Origin of the sequence: Arthrobacter sp. CAN_A214 (assembly GCF_015751955.1) — a bacterium.
Classification (GTDB): Bacteria; Actinomycetota; Actinomycetes; order Actinomycetales; family Micrococcaceae; genus Arthrobacter_D.
Genome location: NZ_JADOUU010000005.1, coordinates 113,564 through 126,668, shown reverse-complemented (window position 1 = coordinate 126,668; position 13,105 = coordinate 113,564). Strand labels below are relative to the sequence as shown.

At 65.4% G+C, this 13,105-nt stretch carries 12 protein-coding genes; 4 read left to right on the top strand and 8 right to left on the bottom strand.

What is annotated here, in order from left to right:
- Positions 1–44: 44 nt before the first annotated feature.
- Positions 45–854: an ABC transporter ATP-binding protein gene (locus tag IWX65_RS06755; RefSeq protein ID WP_196881659.1), complete on the bottom strand. Its 810-nt coding sequence runs from the start codon at positions 852–854 to the stop codon at positions 45–47.
- Positions 855–1,149: 295 nt separating this feature from the next.
- Here IWX65_RS06755 and IWX65_RS06750 point away from each other — a divergent pair, with 295 nt between their 5' ends.
- Entirely contained in the window at positions 1,150–1,566 is a 417-nt protein-coding gene (locus IWX65_RS06750; RefSeq protein WP_196881658.1) for a CoA-binding protein, read from the top strand.
- A 9-nt stretch (positions 1,567–1,575) separates the two neighbouring features.
- Here the strand turns inward: IWX65_RS06750 and IWX65_RS06745 are convergent, their stop codons facing one another.
- Positions 1,576–2,391 carry a DUF1206 domain-containing protein gene (locus IWX65_RS06745; RefSeq protein WP_196881657.1) on the bottom strand — a complete coding sequence of 272 codons (816 nt, stop codon included), beginning with the start codon at positions 2,389–2,391 and terminating at the stop codon, positions 1,576–1,578.
- Between the two features lie 151 nt (positions 2,392–2,542).
- On the opposite strand from IWX65_RS06745, the gene IWX65_RS06740 reads away from it, so the two are divergent.
- Positions 2,543–3,106 carry a DUF1990 family protein gene (locus IWX65_RS06740; protein ID WP_196881656.1) on the top strand — a complete coding sequence of 188 codons (564 nt, stop codon included), beginning with the start codon at positions 2,543–2,545 and terminating at the stop codon, positions 3,104–3,106.
- Positions 3,107–3,111: 5 nt separating this feature from the next.
- Here the strand turns inward: IWX65_RS06740 and purL are convergent, their stop codons facing one another.
- From purL to IWX65_RS06715, 5 genes are all read right to left on the bottom strand, one after another.
- Positions 3,112–5,403 carry a phosphoribosylformylglycinamidine synthase subunit PurL gene (gene purL / locus IWX65_RS06735; RefSeq protein ID WP_196881655.1) on the bottom strand — a complete coding sequence of 764 codons (2,292 nt, stop codon included), beginning with the start codon at positions 5,401–5,403 and terminating at the stop codon, positions 3,112–3,114.
- The gene (purQ, locus tag IWX65_RS06730; protein WP_442859169.1) at positions 5,396–6,193 is read right to left on the bottom strand and encodes a phosphoribosylformylglycinamidine synthase subunit PurQ; all 798 of its coding nucleotides are present in this window, start codon (positions 6,191–6,193) and stop codon (positions 5,396–5,398) included. The genes purL and purQ overlap by 8 nt, the downstream gene beginning before the upstream one ends.
- Positions 6,190–6,450 carry a phosphoribosylformylglycinamidine synthase subunit PurS gene (purS, locus tag IWX65_RS06725; RefSeq protein WP_196822394.1) on the bottom strand — a complete coding sequence of 87 codons (261 nt, stop codon included), beginning with the start codon at positions 6,448–6,450 and terminating at the stop codon, positions 6,190–6,192. The genes purQ and purS overlap by 4 nt, the downstream gene beginning before the upstream one ends.
- A 159-nt stretch (positions 6,451–6,609) precedes the next feature.
- Positions 6,610–7,173 carry an SSI family serine proteinase inhibitor gene (locus IWX65_RS06720; RefSeq protein WP_196881654.1) on the bottom strand — a complete coding sequence of 188 codons (564 nt, stop codon included), beginning with the start codon at positions 7,171–7,173 and terminating at the stop codon, positions 6,610–6,612.
- A 23-nt stretch (positions 7,174–7,196) separates the two neighbouring features.
- Positions 7,197–8,102, bottom strand: coding sequence for a 3-methyladenine DNA glycosylase (locus tag IWX65_RS06715; RefSeq protein ID WP_196881653.1), 906 nt, complete (start codon positions 8,100–8,102; stop codon positions 7,197–7,199).
- 212 nt (positions 8,103–8,314) lie between these two features.
- Here IWX65_RS06715 and IWX65_RS06710 point away from each other — a divergent pair, with 212 nt between their 5' ends.
- Both IWX65_RS06710 and IWX65_RS06705 read left to right on the top strand, forming a co-directional pair.
- Entirely contained in the window at positions 8,315–11,428 is a 3,114-nt protein-coding gene (locus IWX65_RS06710; RefSeq protein ID WP_196881652.1) for a S8 family serine peptidase, read from the top strand.
- Between the two features lie 111 nt (positions 11,429–11,539).
- Positions 11,540–11,782: a hypothetical protein gene (locus tag IWX65_RS06705; protein ID WP_334683706.1), complete on the top strand. Its 243-nt coding sequence runs from the start codon at positions 11,540–11,542 to the stop codon at positions 11,780–11,782.
- Positions 11,783–11,815: 33 nt separating this feature from the next.
- Here the strand turns inward: IWX65_RS06705 and IWX65_RS06700 are convergent, their stop codons facing one another.
- Complete coding sequence (locus IWX65_RS06700; RefSeq protein WP_196881760.1) at positions 11,816–13,102, bottom strand: aspartate kinase; 1,287 nt, start codon at positions 13,100–13,102, stop codon at positions 11,816–11,818.
- Positions 13,103–13,105 lie beyond the last annotated feature (3 nt).

The window sequence follows — 13,105 nt, the reverse complement described above, 5'->3', positions numbered from 1 at the left end:
TCCAGAAAGACCAGGGACAGGAGAATTCGGGGCTTGCGCGCGGGTCAGTGCCCTGAAACGCCCAGCATTCGAAGGAGAGAGCTGCGCAGGGCGCCGAGTTCGGCGGAGTTGCGGTCGCGGGGACGCTCTCCGGGAACGGGAACGAGCTCCGAGATGGTGGAGCCGGGGTCGTCGTCGTTGCGTCCCAGCACGAGGACGCGGTCGGCGAGCTGGAGGGCTTCGTCGACGTCGTGGGTCACCAGCAGCACCGTTGCGGGTTGCGACTGGTGGATTTCCAGGAGGAGGTCCTGCATCTTGATCCGGGTGAGTGCGTCAAGGGCGCCGAACGGCTCGTCGAGCAGGAGCACGCCCGGATTGCGTGCCAGTGCCCGGGCCAGCGACGTCCGCTGGGCCATACCACCGGAGATTTCGCGCGGGCGGTGCTTGGCGAAGCGGTCGAGGCCCACCAGTTTCAGGAGCTCGAGGACTTTCGCCTTGCCGGCACTGGCACTCGAGCTTCTCGGCAGGCCGATAGCCACATTCGCCTGCAGGGTATGCCAGGGAAGCAACCGCGGTTCCTGGAAGGCCACGGCGCAGCGTTCGTCGATTCCGTTGACCGGCGTTCCGTCGATCAGGACGGTCCCGGTGTCGGGTACGTCGAGGCCGGCCGCGGCACGGAGGAGGGTGGACTTGCCGCAGCCGCTGGTGCCGAGGATGGCGAGGATCTCGCCTGCCCTGACGTCCACGGTGATGTCGCGCAGCACGACCTGCCGGTTCCCGGCGGAGCCGAAGCTGCGGCCGAGCTGTGAGAACCGGACGTCGAGCGCCTGCTTGCGGCGCGGTTCGGTGGTGGTGCGGGATGCCAAAACGGTCATGGTTACTCCATCGGTCCTGGCGGTAGCACCCTACGGAACAAGCCTTACCGGTGCCCTTCAGCGGCCGGCGCCCTTGGCTTGCTCCTTGTTATTGCCGGTATCAGGGGATACGGACAACCAGGGTTGCTGCGGCGTCACTGATCCAAGTCTCTCAGCCGCTCGGGATGGTCACTTCCCATGAAACGCCCGGACGCCCCTTCCCCACAAGTCGACGCCGTAACAAACCGACACCCGGGACCGGCCGCCTGCCGACCGGAACGCCTAGGCTGGACGGAAGCCCGAGGAAAGGTACGCCATGGACCACCGGAACGACCCCGCCGTTCTCCGCCGGCTGTTGACGGTTCACGGCCGCTGGGCAGTGGTCGGTCTGTCCAGCAACCCTCGACGTGCGGCCGTCGGGGTCTCACGCTTCCTCCTGGACCGGCTCGGGATGGAGATCGTCCCGGTGAGCCTGAAGGGGGACGACGTCCACGGGCAGGCCGGGTATCGAACGCTTGCGGAGATCCCGGGGTCGATCGACGTCGTCGACTGCTTCGTGAACTCGACGCGGGTGGGCGCCGTGGTGGACCAGGCGATTGCCGTGGGCGCCAAAGCTGTGTGGCTGCAGTTGGGTGTCATCGACGAATCCGCGGCGGAGCGGGCGAAGGCGGCCGGGCTCGACGTCGTCATGAATGCCTGTCCCGTCATCGAGGCACCGCAGTTCGGCCTGTAGCTCCGGCGTTCACATGCGTTGGTAGCGTGAGCGCACCACCATGAAGATGCCGTAGCAGATGAGTCCGACGGCCACCGAACCGAGGAGCCAGATGCCGAAGGGTGCCTCCTGGAGGGACTTCAGTGCGCCATCGATCCCCGTCGACTCTTCGGGGTCGTTCTGAACCGTGGCAAGAACCAGCAGTACGCCGAGCACGCCGAGGGCGGCTCCCTTCGCCACGTACCCCACCGATCCGAGGACAGTCACCGCCTTGCCCGCACGGCCGCCTGGAAGAGCCTTCAGATTCCTGCGGAACCGCTGGGTTGCCCCGCTGTAGATGAAGTACCCACCGGTGACCACCACTCCGACGCCGATCGCGATGAGGAACGCCGATCCTGCAGGGTTGGACATCAATGAGGCACTGACCGACTGGGCGGAACCGCTGCTGCTCGTCGACCCGCCGAGAGCGTAGATGCCGAAGGTGGCGCCGATAGCTCCGTAGACGATTGCCTGGCCGGCGAACTTGAGCTGGCGCCCGAGTTTGTCCTTGCCGCCAGCTCCTTTCGTCGCAAGGAATGCCTCGCTGAGCAGAAACAGGGCGAGAGCGCAGCAGCCGAGGAAGCAGGCCCAGAGCAGGATGCTGCCGCCCGGGCTCGCCGCCAACTGGGCAATGGCTCCGCTTTGGTCGGCGCTGCCCGAACCACCGTTGGCAATGCGCAGGGCAATGGCTCCGATCAGAAGATGGAGTAGCCCGGCGGCGATATAGCCCGCTCGGGCCGCGAGGATGAAGCCCCTGGAATCGGTGGCATCAGCCGCCTTGGTGACTTGCCGTTCAACCTGGCCCATGGGTCCTCCTGCTGAGATGTCCCCTCATCCTGCCACTTCGGGGGAGCGTGAGTGCGTCTTCCCGGCGATATTCTGGAGTTCCCCGGTGCCCCGGTTCCCGGGAATCCCCTCGGGAGGTTCCGTAGGCGCGGGAAGTGACAGGTGGAGCAGCATGAGGCAGTTCACGTATCCAGACGTCGGCGCGACGGACCGGCCGTATCCGGAGCGCCTCGACGGCGGCTGGCCGGAGGGCTACCGGCGCATGGTCGAGTCGCACGGAATCGAAGCTGCTGATCCCGCAGCTGCTTTTCTCGCACTGGTCGACGGCATCCTGTCCTGGGAACTCCATCGCGGCGCAGGCCTCACCATGGCGCCGGATGCGCCCCGAGCCGCACCGGGTGGTGAAGTGGTCTCCGGATTCGGGATCGGCAGGGCAAGAATTCCCGCGCCCTGTCGCGTGGTCTGGGCGAGGGAGGCCCTGCTCGACGGCGGAGGGCGCGCTGTCCCCGGGCAGCGCGCCGGTTTCGGGTACGGCACGCTGAAGGGCCACCCCGTGCGGGGGGAAGAGGGTTTCCATGCTGAACTGACCGCTGGAGGAAAGCTGATCTTCACCTGCAGTGCTTACAGCGTTCCCGCGAACCTGCTCTACGCGATCGGCTCCCCCGTCACCCGGCTCACCCAGCGGTATGTCCTCTCCCGCTATGGAGAAGCGGCACGGAAACTCGCAGCGCGGTGAAGCCCTTACCCGAAGTGCCTCGGAAGCGTTCCCTCGTGTGCTTCCCGGAGCTTCTCGAGCGGCAGGTTGAAATACCCCTGGACATCGAGCGCGTGATTCTCGGCATCCACCACGCCGATGCGGATCGCGGGGAAGTTCCGCGCGGTGCACATGTCGTTGAAGCGCACCTCTTCGGAGCGGGGAACACTGACGACGGCGCGGGCCTGGCTCTCGCTGAACAGCGCAGTGAAGGCGTCGACGCCGTCGCGCTCGCACAGTTCGTCGAGGCCGATGCGCGCCCCGACGTCGAAGCGCAGTGCCATTTCGCACAGCACGGCGGCGAGACCGCCCTCCGAGAGGTCGTGCGCGCCGTCCACCATGCCGTCGCGTGAGCAGTTCACGAGGATGGCTGCGAGTGTCTTCTCCGCGGTGAGATCCACAGCGGGAGGCCGGCCGCCGAGATGTCCACGGAGGTTGGCCCATTCGGAGCCGTCCAACTCATCCTTTGTGGTGCCGATCAGGTAGATGGCCTGCCCGTCCTCACGCCAGCCCGACGGCGTGCGGCGTGCGACGTCGTCGAACACGCCCAGCACGCCGACCACCGGGGTGGGGTGGATGGCCACGCCGCCGGTCTGGTTGTAGAGCGAGACGTTGCCGCCGGTCACTGGGACGCCGAGCTCCTGGCACGCGTCGGCGAGCCCGCGTACGGTCTCGGCGAATTGCCACATCACCTCGGGGTCCTCGGGTGAACCGAAGTTGAGGCAATCGGTGACGGCGAGCGGCTGCGCGCCCGCCGTCGCAACGTTGCGGTACGCCTCGGCAAGCGCCAGGCGCGCACCCTCGTAGGGGTTGAGGTAGGAGTAGCGGCCATTCGCGTCCGTAGAGATGGCAACGCCGAGGCCGGTTTCCTCGTCGACGCGGATCACTCCGGCGTCGTCGGGCATCGCCAACGCCGTGTTGCCCTGCACGTAGCGGTCGAACTGGTTGGTGATCCAGTCCTTCGAGCACATATTGGGGGAGGCCATGAGCTCCAGCACGGCGGCCCGCAGGTCCGCGGGCTGCTCACCGGAGAATGCGTCTGCCTGCACCCCGTCGAGCCACTCCGGCCGGGAGTAGGGGCGTTCGTAGACCGGGCCGTCGTGGGCCACGGTGCGGGGATCGACGTCCACGATCTTCTCGCCGTCCCACTCGATGATGAGCCTGCCGGTGTCGGTGACCTCGCCGAGCCAGGAGTATTCGACAGCCCACTTCGCCATGATGGCCTCGAACGCTTCGGCGTTCTCCGGCGTGACGACGGCCATCATGCGTTCCTGCGATTCCGACATGAGGATCTCGCCGGGCGTGAGGCTCGGGTCCCGCAGCAGAACTTTGGTCAGCTCCACGTGCATGCCGCCATCGCCGTTCGAGGCGAGTTCCGAGGTGGCACAGGAGATTCCGGCGGCACCGAGGTCCTGGATACCCTCCACCACCGAGGCCTTGAACAGTTCGAGGCAGCACTCGATGAGCACCTTCTCGGCGAACGGGTCGCCCACCTGGACGGCAGGGCGCTTCGATGGTTTCGCGTCATCGAACGATTCAGAGGCGAGGACCGAGGCGCCACCTATGCCGTCGCCGCCCGTCCGCGCTCCGAAGAGGACCACCCGGTTTCCGACACCGGACGCGTTGGCGAGCCGGATGTCCTCGTGGCGCAGCACGCCGATCGCGAGGGCGTTCACCAGCGGGTTCCCCTGGTACACCGAATCGAAGACCACTTCGCCGCCGATGTTCGGCAGGCCGAGGGAGTTGCCGTAGCCACCGATGCCCGCCACGATCCCGTGGACGAGGCGCGGGGTGTCGGGGTGGTCGATGGCGCCGAAGCGCAGCGGATCCATCACGGCGACGGGGCGGGCACCCATGGAGATGATGTCGCGGACAATGCCGCCGACGCCGGTTGCTGCGCCCTGGTACGGCTCCACGAAGGAGGGGTGGTTGTGGGATTCGACCTTGAAGGTCACGGCCCAACCGTCCCCGATATCGACTACGCCCGCGTTCTCGCCGATCCCGACGAGCAGGTGTTCCTTCATGGCGTCGGTGACCTTGTCGCCAAACTGCCGAAGGTGCACCTTGGAGGACTTGTAGGAGCAGTGCTCGCTCCACATCACCGAATACATCGCGAGTTCCGCCCCGGTGGGGCGGCGCCCGAGAATCTCCTCGACGCGCTGGTACTCGTTCTCCTTCAGGCCGAGCTCCGCCCACGGCAGGCCCTGGCCCGGTGTGGCTTCGGCGTTGGCGACGGAGTCGATATTGAACTTCTTGGACGTTTTCGTCAACTTAGCCAACCAACTTCTTGAGTACCGAGGTGAAAATGCCGAGCCCGTCCATGCCGCCGCGGACGCCGACCGGGCCCTTCGCTGACGAATCAGGCCCGAAGCCTGCCTCGACGGCGTGCTCAGGGTGGGGCATCAGCCCCACGACGTTCCCGGCCTTGTTCGAGATGCCGGCGATGTCGCGGCGCGAACCGTTGGGGTTCCCGTCGACGTAGCGGAACGCTACGCGGCCTTCCCCCTCGAGTACGTCGAGGGTGTAATCGTCCGCCACGAACTGGCCGTCCTGGTTCTTCAGCGGGATCACGAGTTCCTCGCCCTGCGCATACTCGGAGGTCCAGAAGGTGTCGGCGTTCTCGACGCGCAAGCGCTGGTCCCGGCAGAGGAAGTGCAGGGAATTGTTCTTGATCATCGAGCCCGGCAGCAGGTGGGCTTCGGTGAGGACCTGGAAGCCGTTGCAGATACCGAGCACCGGTAGGGCGCTGGCATTTCCGCCATCGCCGCCGGCTGCCGCAGCGATCTGCTCCATGAGCGGAGCGAAGCGGGAGATGGCTCCTGCCCGCAGGTAGTCGCCGTAGGAGAAACCACCGGGAATGATGACGGCATCGACGCCCTGCAGGTCGTGGTCGCCGTGCCACAGGTGGATCGCTGATCCGCCCGCGAGGCGGATGGCACGCACTGCGTCGCGGTCATCGAGCGAGCCGGGGAAAGTGACGACGCCCACCCTCACGCCGTTGAGCGGGCTGTCAGCATTGTTCGAAGCCACCGGCTGTGGTCCGCCGATCAGCGGAGTGTCAACGCTCACTGCGCGTCCTCCTCCAGAACCTCCACGCGCGTCACGTCCTCGATCACGGGGTTCGAGAGGAGTGTCGATGCGGCCTGGCGGGCCTGCTCAAGCACCTCGGCCGTGACCTCGCCCTCGACAGTGAGCTCGAAGCGCTTCCCCTGGCGGACGCCGGCAAAACCGTTGAGGCCGAGCCGGGGAAGTGCTCCCGCAATGGCTTTGCCCTGCGGGTCAAGGATTTCGGGTTTGGGCATGACATCGACAACGATCCGGGGCATCCGGCAACTCCTGTGGGGCGGCGAAGGCTGGGAGTACCAGCATTGTATGCAGTCGCCCGGAAGTGCCGTCTCACGCTGGTGGCCAGCGCTCCGCGAGCTTGCCCTCCAAGTCTATTGCACATCCTCTTCACACTTCACCTTGGAAGCCACCGGAACCGGCTAGGCTGCGCCGCCTCCACCGAGGATGCCGCGGACGGCGTTCCAGCGCGAGATTTCGCAGCCGTCCGTCAGCGTGAACCGCGCGCGGACCTGCGTGCCGTTCACCGTCCCGCTGATCGAGGCCGTCTGTGGTCCGCCGTACTGCTGAGTGCAGGCAACGTTCGGGTTGGGCAGTGCATTGAAGAAATCCGCTCCAAGGCTTTGCACAGTGGCACAGGCTTCGTCGGCGTTGGGAAGCGTGGTGTTCGGACCTGATGCACCGCCGGAGCACTCGAGGACGTACTCGACGGGCTCAGCGGTCTCGGACTGTCGGATCTCGACGGTGAGGAGCGTGGTTGCCTCGGTGCTGGGAGCGGACGACGGTGGCACGGGGGAGGGCATATGGGACTCCTGGCTGGGAGGGGCTGGTGCTGGCGGCCGCATGGCCGACTTCTGGTTGGTAGGGGTCGGTTCGGCGGGAGTGGTGCCTGGGGTGCCACCGCAGGACACGAGGGCGAGAGCGAGGACGGCGAGCGCCAGTCCGGGCCGTCCGATGCGTGCTGGCCGGCGGTGAACGCGATCCATGGGCCTCCTCGTGGCAGCTTCGTTCAGCGTAGCGGCAGTGCCGCCCGGCAGGGCTCGACGGCCCGCTGGAGTTCATCGAGGAACCGGCGCCGTAGCTCCTGCGACTCCGCCGAGAAGGCACGCTGCTTCCGGACGTACTCTGACTTGCCTTCCGGTGTCTCGATCCGGATGGGTGGAAAGCCCCACTCCGAGAGGTCGTAGGGTGAAGCACGCATATCCATGGCGCGGATGCGCCATGACAGTTCGAAGCAGTCCATGACAATGCCGCTCGAGAGCAGCGGAGTCAGCTTGTACGCCCATTTGTAGAGGTCCATGTTCGCGTGGAGGCACCCGGGTTGTTCAAGGGTCCGCTGGTTCTCACGCGTGGGCTTGAGCTCGTTGCGGGGCACCGCTTCGGGTGTGTAGAAGCGGAAGGCGTCGAAGTGGGTGCAGCGGATTTTCTCGGCCTCTACGACGCCGTCCGTTCCCTCAGCGCCGAGCCTCAGCTCCAGATACTCGTGGCGCACGCCGTTGAGCCGGGATTTGTAGGCCATTGCCCACTCATGGAGACCGAAGCAGCCGAACTGTGCGGGACGGGCTGCCGTCCCGGAGAGAATCGTGAGGGTGAAGTCGACGGTAGCCGCGCGGTCGCGGAGGAAGGCGGCACCATCGACGCCCACGCCGTCGTCGTTCTGTGTGTAGTACTTCCATCCTGTCCGCTCCAGGGCCGCCGCCCCGGCAAGCGCCACTCCGGCTCCGGGGTGCCACCTCAGGAGCTGCCCCGGTTTCTGGTTGTAGTACGTGAAGAGGAAGTCTTCAACGGGGTGCTTCGCGCCGGTGGAGCGGCGGAGAAGGTACGGTGCAGTGAACCTTCGGACACGTGACTGGTGGAGCTCCTCGAGCACGAGCCACTCCCTTTCGGAGAGGAGCGTGGCGGATCGCGAAGACATTGTTCCATTATCACCTCGCTCCAATTCCGTACATAGTCGGCAAAGAATTTCGGCAGCGTGCCCGCTTTGCTATGGATGAATGGTGTTGCCTGGGGTAAGTTTGTGACCGCTGTGACGCTTGTGACTGCTGTCACAAGGGGAGTCTCATCCAGGGTCCCAGCATGAGGGGATCGGCGATGCCGCGCCCGCACTGACGAAAGGCGCTTTTTCCTATGACACGACAAGGCCAAGCCGTGCCGCGGAGCTCCAGGTTCCGCACAGCCACGGCCATCGCTTTGGGGATGCCGTTGCTCATGGCATCAGCCTCGCTGGCACCGGCCGCATTCGCGGCGCCGGCGCCCCTGCAGACTGCCCCCCAGATCCAAGGCGCCGGCAGCTTCGAGGACGGCTCCTACATCGTGATGCTGCAGGAGCATCCTCTCGCCTCCTATGACGGAGGAACGGAAGGAATTCCGGCAACAAAACCAGGCAAGGGCGAAAAGCTGAAGCTGGATTCACCGAACGCGCGGGCCTATGAAGCGCGTCTGAAGAAGAAGCAGCAGGACGTCGCGGCCGTCGTCGACATCGAGGTCGACTCCTCCTACACCGTCGCCCTGAACGGCTTCGCCGCAGAATTGACGGCGGGCCAGGCAGCGCAACTGGCGAAGAACCCCGACGTCTATGCAGTGGCGCCGAATGTACAGAACAGTCCCGACTACTCGAGCACCGAATTCCTTGGTCTCCCGGGTGAGGACGGCGCGTGGGCCACCCAGTTCGGTGGAGTCGAGAACGCGGGCAAGGGCACTGTCGTGGGTGTCATCGATACGGGTTACCGGCCGGAAAGTGCCTTCCTGACCGGAGCCCCCGTCCAGCCCCTCATTGGAGCGCCCGTGGTCGGCGAGCCGTACCTGACGCCCGAGGGCGAAATCGCGATGCTGAAGGCCGATGGCACCACCTTCCTGGGGGATTGCGAAGTCGGCGAGGAGTTCGACGGCAGCGCGTGCAACTCGAAGGTCCTCAGCGCCCGCTACTACGCTGACGATTTCCTTCAGTTCGCCACCCCATCGGAGAACGAAGTTCTTTCGCCGCTGGACATCGATTCCCATGGCACCCATACCGCTTCGACTGCCGCAGGGAATGCGGATGTGCAGGTGTCGGTCGACGGACGCGACTTCGGCAAGGGCGCCGGCGTTGCTCCCGCCGCAGCAGTAGCGGTCTACAAGGTCTGCTGGGAGAACGCCCAGGCAACGGGCGGTTGCTACAGCTCCGCCTCGGTAGCGGCAATCGAACAGTCCATCATCGACGGCGTGGACGTCCTCAACTATTCGATCTCGGGAAACAACAACTCAACCACCGACCCCGTCGCCATGGCGTTCCTTTCCGCGGCATCGGCCGGGATCTTCGTTTCGGCCTCGGCCGGCAACTCGGGCCCCACCGCGAGCACTGTGAACCACAGCTCGCCCTGGCTGACCACGGTGGCCGCAAGCACCTTCTCGCACGAGCTCCAGGGCACCGTCGAGCTTTCGGACGGCACCAAGTACCGCGGTGCCTCGGTGATGAACCGGGACGTTCCCCAGACCGCAGTCGTGCTCGCGGCCGACGCGGGCCGCGACGGAGCGGCCGCCTCCGCGGTCGCCCTGTGCACCCCCGGCACGCTTGATCCCGCGAAGGTCGCCGGAAAGATCGTGGTCTGCGACCGCGGCGTCATTGATCGTGTACTCAAGAGTGCTGCCGTCTCGGAAGCTGACGGGGTAGGCATGGTCCTTGTCAACGTGACTCCGGGATCGCTTGACCTCGACCTGCATGCAGTACCGACGGTGCATGTCGACGGCACTGCCATCAAGGAAAAGCTCGCAGCGAATCCTACGCTCACCGCCGCGTTGGTCGATGAGGACACTACCGGCCTTCCCACCTCACCTGACCCGCAGGTTGCGGCGTTCTCCTCACGCGGGCCGTCGCTCGCGGCGAATTCCGACCTGCTGAAGCCCGATGTGGCAGCCCCGGGAGTCAACGTACTCGCAGGCATCTCGCCGGTGAAGACAGGCGAGAACTTCGGATTCCTCTCGGGAACCTCCATGGCCGCACCCCAGGTTGCCGGCCTTGGAGCCCTCGTTCTGGCGAAGAACCCGGCCTGGTCACCGGCAGCTGTGAAGTCTTCCCTCATGACCACCGCGGGGAACCTCGTCAATGAGGACGGCAGCACCAATGAAGACCTCTTTGCTACCGGAGCGGGCCATGTGAATCCGGCAGGCCTGCTCAGTCCCGGCCTCGTGTACGACGCCGACGCCGATCACTGGAACAGTTTCCTTCAGGGCCTCGGAGCGGAACTGGGCCTGAAGAAGAAGCAGGTGGTGGAAGCACGGAATGTCAACGTCCCGTCCTTCGCCGTGGGTAATCTCACCGGCAAGGTCACCGTCACCCGTACAGTCACCGCAACCGCACCCGGCAGCTACACAGCGAGCGTTGATCTCCCCGGAATCGACGCATCGGTCTCTCCCGCCAGGCTGGATTTCACGGCAGCAGGCGAGTCGAAGTCGTTCGAGGTCACTTTCGAGAACAGGACGGCCGCACTTGACGCATTTGCCATGGGCCATCTCACCTGGACCGAGAGCGCAGGCACCACTGTCACATCACCCGTCACGGTGCGTCCGGTGACGGCCACCGCTCCCGAATCCGTTGCCTTCAAGTCCGCCAAGGGCTCCGGATCCGGGAGGTTCGACATCGTATCCGGACTCAACGGCACCGTTGACGTTGCTGTGCAGGGTCTTGGCAAGGCCAACCGCAGCGAGATCGAACTGCTGCCGGGCGGAGCTGCCAACGTCGTCTCCGATGCCAGCAACAACGTCAGCGAGGTCATGGTCCCCGAGGGCACCTCGCTCGCGAAGTTCGCAGTGAACGCTGCGGACGCGGCGGATGACTTCGACCTCTTCATCCAGACGCCGAACGGACGCGTTCTCCAGGCGGCTACGGCCTCCGCGAGTGAGGCGCTTGTACTGAACAATCCTGTACCGGGGACCTACCGGGTCATCGCCAATCTGTTCAGCACGGCGGACAACGGTGCCGGAGCGGGCACCGTCGAGTCGACTGTCCTGGGTGGGGACGAAGGAAACCTGACTGTCGACCCCAACCCGCTGCAGCTCGTCAACGGCCAGGAAGCCAGGGTCACCGTCTCCTGGAACGGCCTTGAGGCAGGCAGCTATGTCGGTCTCGTCCAGTTCGGAACAGGACCTGTAACTACTGTCAACCTCACGGTAGGCAGCGGCAAGAAAGCGGCCGGCGCTCCTCCAGCGGCTCCGGTCGTAGTGGATGGTGGGGCTCCCGCCGTCGGAGGTTCACTCCTTCGCTAGGAGCTTGTTCAACTGAGGGGACCGGCAGCTGTGGCTGCCGGTCCCTTCTGCTGTCCTGCAGCTGCCGGTGGCCTAAACTGAAAGGGCTCTCTGCGGAAAGGCGCTGGTTCCATGGACAAGACTCCGGTTGAAAAAGAAGAAGAGCCGGCAAGGCCCGGCATGGTCGAGCGGTTCATGAAGGTCACCGGCAAGGCGCGGGTCTTCTTCGGTCCGGCGCAGTCGAGCTCCCTCGACCATCCGATGACCGCGGAGAACGAAGCGCTGCTCCGGCAACAGCGTTCCGAGGCAGACCAGTGGGAAACCGTGACGCGTGCCGATGGAAGCACATACATTGTTCCGCGCAGGGTTCAGTAACTCCGTGCTGTCGCTGCAATCCGAAGCGAGGTGCTAGCGGCCCGACCCCGCGTACACGGTGGCAGGGGCTTCGCCGTCGAGCTCGAAAGCCGCGTGGACCGCGCGTACCGCGGTGTCCAGGAGGTCGGCGTTCGTCACTACGGAGATACGGATTTCCGAGGTGGAGATCATGTCGATGTTGACGCCCGCATCGGACAGGGCCCGGAAGAAGCGATATGACACCCCGGGGTTGGACCGCATTCCGGCTCCGATCAGCGACAGCTTACCGATCTTCTCGTTGTAGTCGACTGCTTCATAGCCCACCCGGGCCTGCGCCTCTCCGAGCGCGGCGAGGGCTGCGGCTCCGTCCACGATGGGGAGGGTGAACGAGATATCGGTGCGGCCCGATCCGTGCGTGGAAACGTTCTGGACGATCATGTCGATGTTCGTGTGCGCCCCGGCCACGATTCCGAAGATCTCGGCGGCTTTGCCGGGGATGTCGGGCACTCCCACCACCGTGACCTTTGCTTCCGAGCGGTCGTGCGCTACACCCGAGATGATTGGCTGTTCCAAGGGTTCTCCCTCTTGAATCGTGATCTTGTCGTCGGGGCTGGGCAGTACCCAGGTTCCCTCGTGGTGGCTGAAGGAGGAGCGCACGTGAAGGGGTACCCCGAACCGGCGGGCATACTCCACGCAGCGCAAATGCAGGATCCTGGCGCCGGAGGCTGCCATCTCGAGCATTTCCTGGCTCGAAATGGTGTCGATCTTCTGCGCGGACGGCACGACGCGCGGGTCGGCGGTGTAGACGCCGTCGACGTCGGTATAGATCTCACAGACATCCGCATCCAGGGCTGCAGCGAGGGCGACGGCGGTGGTGTCGGATCCCCCGCGGCCCAGCGTCGTGATGTCATTGCTGTCGCGGCTCATTCCCTGGAAGCCCGCGACGATGGCGACGTCGCCCTTTTCGATCGCGGTGCGGATCCGGTGGGGAGATACATCGATGATGCGGGCCTTGCCGTGGATTGCGTCGGTGATCATGCCGGCCTGGCTCCCCGTGAAGGAGTGCGCGGACGCCCCGAGACCGTTGATGGCCATTGCGAGGAGAGCCATGGAAATCCGCTCGCCGGCACTGAGCAGCATGTCCATCTCGCGGGCGTGCGGGGCACTCGACACCTGTGATGCCAGATCAAGAAGCTCATCAGTGCTGTCACCCATCGCGGAGACCACCACGACCACCTGGTTGCCGGCGGCTTGCGTCTCGACCACCCTGCGAGCTACGCGTCTGATGCCCTCGGCATCGGCAACCGAGGACCCGCCAAACTTTTGAACTATGAAGCTCATGCG